Origin of the sequence: Sulfurovum sp. bin170, from assembly GCF_010892395.1 — a bacterium.
Taxonomy (GTDB): Bacteria; Campylobacterota; Campylobacteria; order Campylobacterales; family Sulfurovaceae; genus UBA1140.
On sequence record NZ_JAACKB010000403.1, the window covers coordinates 1 to 5,264 of the forward strand.

The window sequence follows — 5,264 nt, forward strand, 5'->3', positions numbered from 1 at the left end:
AAAAAATGCAAAAAGTTTTAGTAACTGGTGCTACAGGCTCACTAGGTGAAGCGATTGTAAAAGAGTTTGCAAAGCAAGGATATTTTGTCTATATCCACTATAACAGCAACGAGGAGAAAGCAAAAACAATTTTAAAAGAGATTGATAATTGTGGAGAGATTTTAACCTTTGATATACGAGACAGAGAGAGTGTAAACGAAAAACTTAAAGAGATAGAGGTAGATGTACTTGTAAACAACTCTGGCATAACAAAAGACAACCTCTTCTTTTGGATGACAGATGAGGAGTGGGAGGATGTGATGGATATTAATGTAAACGGAATGTTTCGAGTTACAAAAGCCCTACTTCCAAAGCTCATCAAAAAGAAAAACTGTGCTATTATCAATATCTCATCAGTATCAGGAATTGTAGGAAATGCTGGACAGACCAACTACTCTGCATCCAAAGGGGCGATTATCTCATTTACAAAAAGTTTGGCTCTTGAATTGGGAAGATACAAGATTCGTGTCAATTGCGTCGCCCCTGGGTTAATTGAATCGGAGATGACCAAAGATTTAGATAAATCCATAGCAAAAAGCATCCCACTACGAAGATATGGTGACCCAAAAGAGGTAGCACATGCTGTCTATTTTGCATCGACCAACACCTACATGACGGCAGAGACCATTAACATCAGTGGAGGGATGGTTCGATGAGACGCGTAGTTGTAACAGGTATTGGGTTTCTCTCTCCACTTGGTGATAATATAGCTACGCTAAAAGAGAATATTATTCAAAAAAAAAGTGGTGTAAAAATCATTGAGAGTTGGAGCCAAGAGATGGAGGATATGGTTACACTTATCGCCGCACCCGTCGCAGAACAAAACTTCAATGATATTCCGAGAAAATATCGTCGCTCTATGGGTAGAGTTGCACAGATGACAGCTAGAAGTATGCAGACAGCTATAGATGATAGTGGCTTAGAACAATCAGAGATTCAAAATATCCGAACAGGTATCTCATTTGGCTCTACAATGGGTGCAAACGAGACGCTAATGGAGTGGATAACTTCTGTATATACCAACAAGAACTTCAAGAGACAAAACTCTATGATTTTCCTAAAAGCTATGAGTCACACCATCGGTGCAAATCTCGCTGCTCTCTTTGGTATAAAAGGTCGCTCCATCCCAACTTGCTCGGCTTGTACCTCATCATCCCAAGCGATAGGTGCAGGTTATGAGTCTGTCAAATATGGCATGAGTGATATTATGTTTGTAGGTGGTGCAGAGGGTCTTCACTATCTCTCAGAGGGGGTATTTGAAGTTATAGGTGCATCAAGTGCTGGATATAATGATAAGCCTCAATTCACTCCTAGACCATTTGACAAAAACAGAGATGGACTCATCATCGGTGAGGGTGCAGGAACGCTTGTTCTCGAAGAGTATGAACACGCAAAAAAACGGGGAGCAAAAATCTACGCAGAGCTAAAAGGCTACGCAACAACATGTGACGGCAACCACCTCACTACACCATCAAGAGAGGGCATGAGCAGTGTTATGAGACTCTCACTTGCAGATGCAAATCTAACTCCAGACAGGATAGGCTACATTAACGCTCACGCAACGGCTACACTCAAAGGAGACATAGAGGAGTCACACGCTACTCACTCTATCTTTGGCAACAAGACACCGATAAGCAGTACCAAAAGCTATATGGGACATCTCCTTGGTGGATGTGGTGTCGTGGAGTCTATTATCTCTATGATGGCTCTCAATGAGAAGCTAATTCCTGCCAACAGAAACTTGGATGAGGTCGATGAGGCGTGTGCCAATCTTGATTATATACTAGAACACCGTGATGAGAATATCAAGTTTGTAATGAACAACAACTTTGCATTTGGTGGGATAAATACCTCGCTGATATTTTCTAAAATATAGGGCATCCTTTATAAGTAATTTACACTTTTTAGGAAACGCAGACTTTAGTCGCCTAAAATAGTGGTCGAGGCTAAAGCCATCGGTTCCAAGTGTAAACTACTTTTCATGAGATATGAAGGATAGAAAAATATAAATGTAAAAAACTAAAAAAGGACAACAATGAAATCAAAACTTTCAACACTTACCATAACACTATCTACCCTATTTATCGTAGGCTGTAGCACCCCTGCTATCTATACTGCACCCAATGCACCTGTATCACAAATCGCAAACACCCCAACACTAGCACAAGTAGACAAAGCTGTCAAAGACTCTCTGGTCGGTAGAGGTTGGATTCCTCAAAAGGTCTCACCTCATATCTATCTGGGAACTTACAACCGTAGAGAGCTAATGGCTAAAATCAAAATCACTTTTGACACCTCTGTTTTCAATATCCAACATGTAGAGAGCAAAAACTTAGACTATGATAGCTCTGATGAGAGCATCCACTCCACTTACAACAAATGGGTTAAAAACCTAGAGAGAGACATCAGAAAAAGAGTAGATAGAAATGTAAAAGTGGATAAAAAAAGAGGTCACATCCAAAAAAAAGTCACCTCAACAACCCATCAGAGTCAAAGCAGTGGTAGTTTTTCATATATCCAGAAAGGGATGAGTTCAAAAGAGGTTGTTGCTCTACTTGGTAAACCAAATGATGTTACCAGAAAAGTAACCAAAAAAGCATTTAACCCTTTCTACTTTGGCTCTGATAGATTTAGAAGTACCTACTACTATAGAGGTTTGGGTCGAATTGAGTTTAATATTAGCAGTCATGTGGCAGAGATACATCATGATACTTCGGAGGATGGGAACAACTAGCTTATGCTAGTCTCCCACTATTGATTAACGCTTTAATTTTCCCAATATCAAAATCCATCCGTCTATCTTCCACAAGAGGTGCCACCTCTTCTCTAATCGCATTATAAACTTTTTCAAGATGTGGAGAGATACCCTTTTTTTCTCGTATATCAACAGCTTGTGCAAGACCCATCATCGCAATAGCCAACATATTTTCAAGATTTGGCAACTGGTTTTTAAAGTGAATAGCCGCAGTGGTTCCCATGCTTACTTTGTCTTGGTTCATAGACTCTGTTGGACGCGAGAATACAGAGGCAGGAGTGATATTCATCATCACATCAGCAGATAGTGAGCTAAGAGTTATCTGCATCGCTTTGAATCCGTGGAAGTAGTTTTTGTCACTTAGTTTTAGGTTCTCTCCTAGACCACGATTGTATTTGTGGTCAACCAAGATAGCAAACTGTTTATCTAGTAAATCTGCTACATTGGCTGCACTTATTCTTAGTGTGTCCATTGCGTGAGCAATATATCCACCGTAGAAGTTACCTGTTGTGTATATTTTTCTATTCTCACCATCTATCACAGGATTATCATTGACAGCATTTATCTCTGTCTCTATCCAATTTTTAGATACAGTGATATTGTCTAGTACAACTCCTAGAACTTGTGGTGTACATCTGATAGAGTATCTATCTTGGATATTTAAGGTCTCATTGTTAAAAAAATCATTGTATCGCTCCTCTCTCGAATGAGTAAGCTTTGTCCCCTCTAGTTTTGCCAAAATCTCCTTGGCAATAGCAATCTGCCCCTCAAATGGCTTAACCTCATGAACAAGTGGTTGCAGTGGTGTATCATCTGCTTGAAGTAGCTCAAATATACCTGCTATAAAAGAGCTATAAGCGTGGAGGAAGTTCTCAAATTTTTTAATACTATTGGTAGCTATTGCACTCATAGTAGCCGTACCATTCATAATAGCCAATGCCTCTTTTGGCTGTAGCTCATACGGCTCAATACCCAACTCACTGTAGACATCTATAGTTTTTCGTATCTCACCTCTATAGTAGACTTCTCTCTCCCCTGCAATAGTCGCCGCCAAATATGATAATGGTGTCAAATCACCACTTGCACCCACAGACCCCTGCTCTGGAACAACTGGAAGTATTCTCTCATTGATAAGAAGTTCTAATCTTTTTAGTAGATTAAAACTAATGCCAGAGTAGCCTTTTGAGAGACTAATCATCCGTATAAGTGTCATATAGAAAGCTTCATCTTCATCCAAATTTTTACCCACACCACAACCGTGAAATCTAAAGAGATTTGTCTGTAGTATCTTTGACTCTTCAAACAGCAGATAGTTCTTACCTGATTCACCATAACCTGTAGTGACACCATAGATTGGTTTGCCATCTTTTATCTCAGAAACCAAAAAATCATGTGCCTTGTTTACTCTTGATTGAAACTCATCTGAATCAGATAACTTAACGCTACTCGCTTTTGTAATATCACTAAGGCTGATTTTTTCACCATTTACTACTATTTCCATTGACTCTCCCAAAATTTATAAAAATTGAACCACTGTGTAGGATATTCTTTTAGAATATTTTACATAATCTTCTGAAATTATATATTAATTTTATTAACCAATATTGAAAAAATGAATTTAGATAAAAGTTTTTCTGCTATAATCTCTTTAAAATTTCTTGGAGTATATAAGATGAGTGAAGAAGAGATTCTTGTTGAGATAAAAAAAGTTTTAATAGAGGAGTTTGAGGTAGAAGAAGAGGTGGTTAAAAGAGAGGCATCTTTCTATGATGAGTTAGGACTTGATAGCTTGGATGCTATTGACCTAATTGTTACGATGAATAATGTTTTTGATATAGATGTAGATAACAAAGAGATTGAAAATACAAAAACAATTCAGCAACTTATAGATGTTGTGAAGAATAATCTAAAATAGATAGTTTTGATACTTGTTCTAATCTATATCCTAACTATTTTTTTAGGAAAAGATTGGTTTTCTATAACCGAACTAGGTATCTTTTTTACCCTATTGGGTAGTGTTTGGCTACTATTTTCTCTCAAAAAATTCTCTTGGAAAACATCTTTTCAACCTATAATTTTAATCCTTATTGGATTTATTTCAATACAACAAAATAGTATCTTAGTACTAAAAAGTTTTCCACTTACCCTCTCAACCCTATTTTTTCTAGCCTTTATCTATGCAGAGGTGACAAAAGAGTATTTTCTTATCAAATATATTGGAAAATTTAAAAAACTAGATAATACCGAAAGAATCTACCTAGAGAAGACTCATCTCATTTGGATTGTAGTCACTGCGATTAATGTCTCCCTGCACTCCTATTTTCTATTTTTTGGCTCCATAGAGGAGTGGACATTCTACTCAACTGTAGGTTGGTATATTCTTCTTGGGTGTGGTATACTTTTTCAAATTGCGTTTAGGAGATTTTATGAAAAAAATAGCGATTAGTGCTTATGTCTATGGGCTGTTTAT

General features: G+C 37.7%; 6 protein-coding genes. 5 read left to right on the forward strand and 1 reads right to left on the reverse strand.

Annotation, left to right across the window (positions count from 1 at the left end; all coding sequences use genetic code 11):
- The 3 genes from GSY74_RS09575 to GSY74_RS09585 form a co-directional block, all read left to right on the forward strand.
- A partial coding sequence (locus GSY74_RS09575; protein ID WP_370518796.1) for an SDR family oxidoreductase occupies positions 1–695 on the forward strand: 695 nt, incomplete at its 5' end.
- A complete protein-coding gene (locus GSY74_RS09580) occupies positions 692–1,915 on the forward strand; it encodes a beta-ketoacyl synthase (RefSeq protein ID WP_164664879.1) in 1,224 nt (407 codons plus the stop codon). The genes GSY74_RS09575 and GSY74_RS09580, both read left to right, overlap by 4 nt.
- 159 nt (positions 1,916–2,074) lie before the next feature.
- On the forward strand, positions 2,075–2,773 hold the full coding sequence (locus tag GSY74_RS09585; RefSeq protein ID WP_164664880.1) for a hypothetical protein: 699 nt from the start codon (positions 2,075–2,077) through the stop codon (positions 2,771–2,773).
- Between the two features lies 1 nt (position 2,774).
- Here the strand turns inward: GSY74_RS09585 and hutH are convergent, their stop codons facing one another.
- A complete protein-coding gene (gene hutH, locus GSY74_RS09590; RefSeq protein ID WP_164664881.1) occupies positions 2,775–4,295 on the reverse strand; it encodes a histidine ammonia-lyase in 1,521 nt (506 codons plus the stop codon).
- 171 nt (positions 4,296–4,466) lie between these two features.
- On the opposite strand from hutH, the gene GSY74_RS09595 reads away from it, so the two are divergent.
- Together GSY74_RS09595 and GSY74_RS09600 are read left to right on the forward strand one after the other, a co-directional pair.
- The gene (locus GSY74_RS09595) at positions 4,467–4,709 is read left to right on the forward strand and encodes an acyl carrier protein (protein WP_164664882.1); all 243 of its coding nucleotides are present in this window, start codon (positions 4,467–4,469) and stop codon (positions 4,707–4,709) included.
- A 6-nt stretch (positions 4,710–4,715) separates the two neighbouring features.
- Positions 4,716–5,240: a hypothetical protein gene (locus tag GSY74_RS09600; RefSeq protein ID WP_164664883.1), complete on the forward strand. Its 525-nt coding sequence runs from the start codon at positions 4,716–4,718 to the stop codon at positions 5,238–5,240.
- Positions 5,241–5,264: the final 24 nt, after the last annotated feature.